This is a genomic window from Kitasatospora sp. NPDC058406 (genome assembly GCF_042722765.1).
Lineage (GTDB): Bacteria > Actinomycetota > Actinomycetes > Streptomycetales > Streptomycetaceae > Kitasatospora.
On record NZ_JBHXKE010000095.1, the window covers coordinates 1 to 1,874 of the forward strand.

General features: G+C 77.3%; 1 protein-coding gene. It reads right to left on the minus strand.

Annotated features, from left to right (window positions below; translation table 11 throughout):
• Positions 1-100: 100 nt before the first annotated feature.
• On the minus strand, positions 101-1,699 hold the full coding sequence (locus ACFWOG_RS20010) for a hypothetical protein (protein WP_380359968.1): 1,599 nt from the start codon (positions 1,697-1,699) through the stop codon (positions 101-103).
• Positions 1,700-1,874: the final 175 nt, after the last annotated feature.

Consider the following 1,874-nt stretch of genomic DNA (forward strand, 5'->3'; position numbering starts at 1 on the left):
CGCCGGCGGGGGCGGCCCCGCCCGGGCCCCGGCCCGGGGTGCCCCCCGGGGGTGCGGGCGGGCCGGCGGTGCCCCACCCCCCCCCACCGGGCGGGGTCGCTCAGGCCCGTCGGCGGCCCGGCCGGCGTGCGGCGAGCACCGCCCCGGTGCCGAGCGCCAGTGCGGCGGCGGAGGCCCAGGCCAGCGGGACGGCCGCCGGGCTGCCGGTGTCGGCGAGCTCGCCGCCCGCGGTGACGGTGACGGCGGTGGCCCGGGCGGCGGGCGCCGACGGGGCCGCGGTGACGGCGGGTGCCGCGACCGCCACGACGACGGCCGGCGGGGTGGTCGCGGCGGGCGCGGGCGGGGGAGTGGTCGGTGCCGGTGCCGGGGCGGCCCGCAGGGTGACCTTCACCAGGTTGTCGGCCGGGTTGCGGTCCCACCTCATGAGGGCGCTGGGCAGGCCCTCCTCCAGTTCGCTCCCCATGTTCTGGAGCGAGACCGTGGCCGTCAGCGGGTCGGTGCCCTCGGCCAGCTTCAGGGCCAGCTTGAAGGACGCCTTCGCGCCGTCGGCCATGTAGGAGTCGAACGCCTCGCAGCCGAACCTGTTGAGCGGCTTCTCGGACGGGCGGCCGAGCACGCGGTCCTCCGCCGTGCAGCCCTTCGGGAGGCCGGTGACGGTGGCGCCTGCGGGGAGCTGGACGTCGAGGTGCGGGGTCGCCTCGCCACCGCTGCGGTCGATGATCGAGGCCGGGCCATCGTTGGCGGCGGTGACGGTCAGGGTGCCCGCGCGGCCGGTGGCGTCGGGGGCCCAGGTGCCGGTGACGCCGAAGTCCGCGTGGCTGTCGGCGCTGACCTCCTGTTCGGTGGAGTTGTCGTTGCGGCCGGGGAAGCCGGCCGGGATGCCCTCGGTACCGGCCTTGACCAGCGTGGCGGGGGCGCCGGTGCCGTGCTTGAACGTCAGCCTCTTGCGCAGTGCGGGCCCGTTGGCGTCCGCCGCGTCCGGGCGGGGCAGGACGGTGAAGCCGGCGAAGGTGTCGTACGCGTCGGCGGCCACGGTGAGGTCGAGGCCCGCCAGCCGGACCGCCTCGTCGGGTGCGATCCCGCCCTCGACGGTGCAGAGGCCGTACGTGACGGGTGCGTACGCGCCGGTGCCCTCGGGGCGGGGCTCGCCCGGGGCGGTGGCGTACTCGCAGTTGGACGGCCAGGCGTCGACCTTCAGGCCGGGGGCCAGGTAGACCTCGACGACCGCGCGGGAGGCGGGGACGCCGCCGCGGTTGGCGAACCGGAGCCCGGGGTCGATGCGGCTGCCGATCGCGGCGCCGGTCTTCGGGGTGAGCTCCTTGGTGCGGAACGCGGCGGTGCCGACCTCGACCGTGAAGTCGGTGCTCGCGGACTCGGCGTCCGGGGCGCTGATGGTGGCGTGGACGGTGCCGCTCGCGCCGGGCCGGACCCCGGGGAGCGCGCTCAGCCACAGGCGGGCGGTGGTGTTGACGTCGTCGCTGTCGAGGTAGCCGACGTCGCAGGTGATCACCTTGGCGGCGGTGGTGCAGCGCTCGCCGGTGGTGAGGGTGGCGACGCCGTCGAGGCCCGAGACGTCCAGGGTGATCCTGGTGCCCAGGACCGGCCCGGTGCCGGTCCGGCCGATCCGCAGGTCGACGTTGTCGCCGAGCTGGGGCCGGGGGGTGGTGGGCTCGACGGGGATCTGGACGGGGCTCCCCACCCTGATCCTGAGTGCGTGGTCCGCGGCGTGGGCCGGAGCGGCCAGTGTGCCGACGGAGAGGGCGGCGACCGCGGTCGCCGCGGCCGCGGCGGCCGGGGCGGGGCGGGGGGGGGAGGGATCAGGTGTGGGCGAGGTGGGGGGGGGTGTGGCCGGGACCACACAACGGGTGATATAA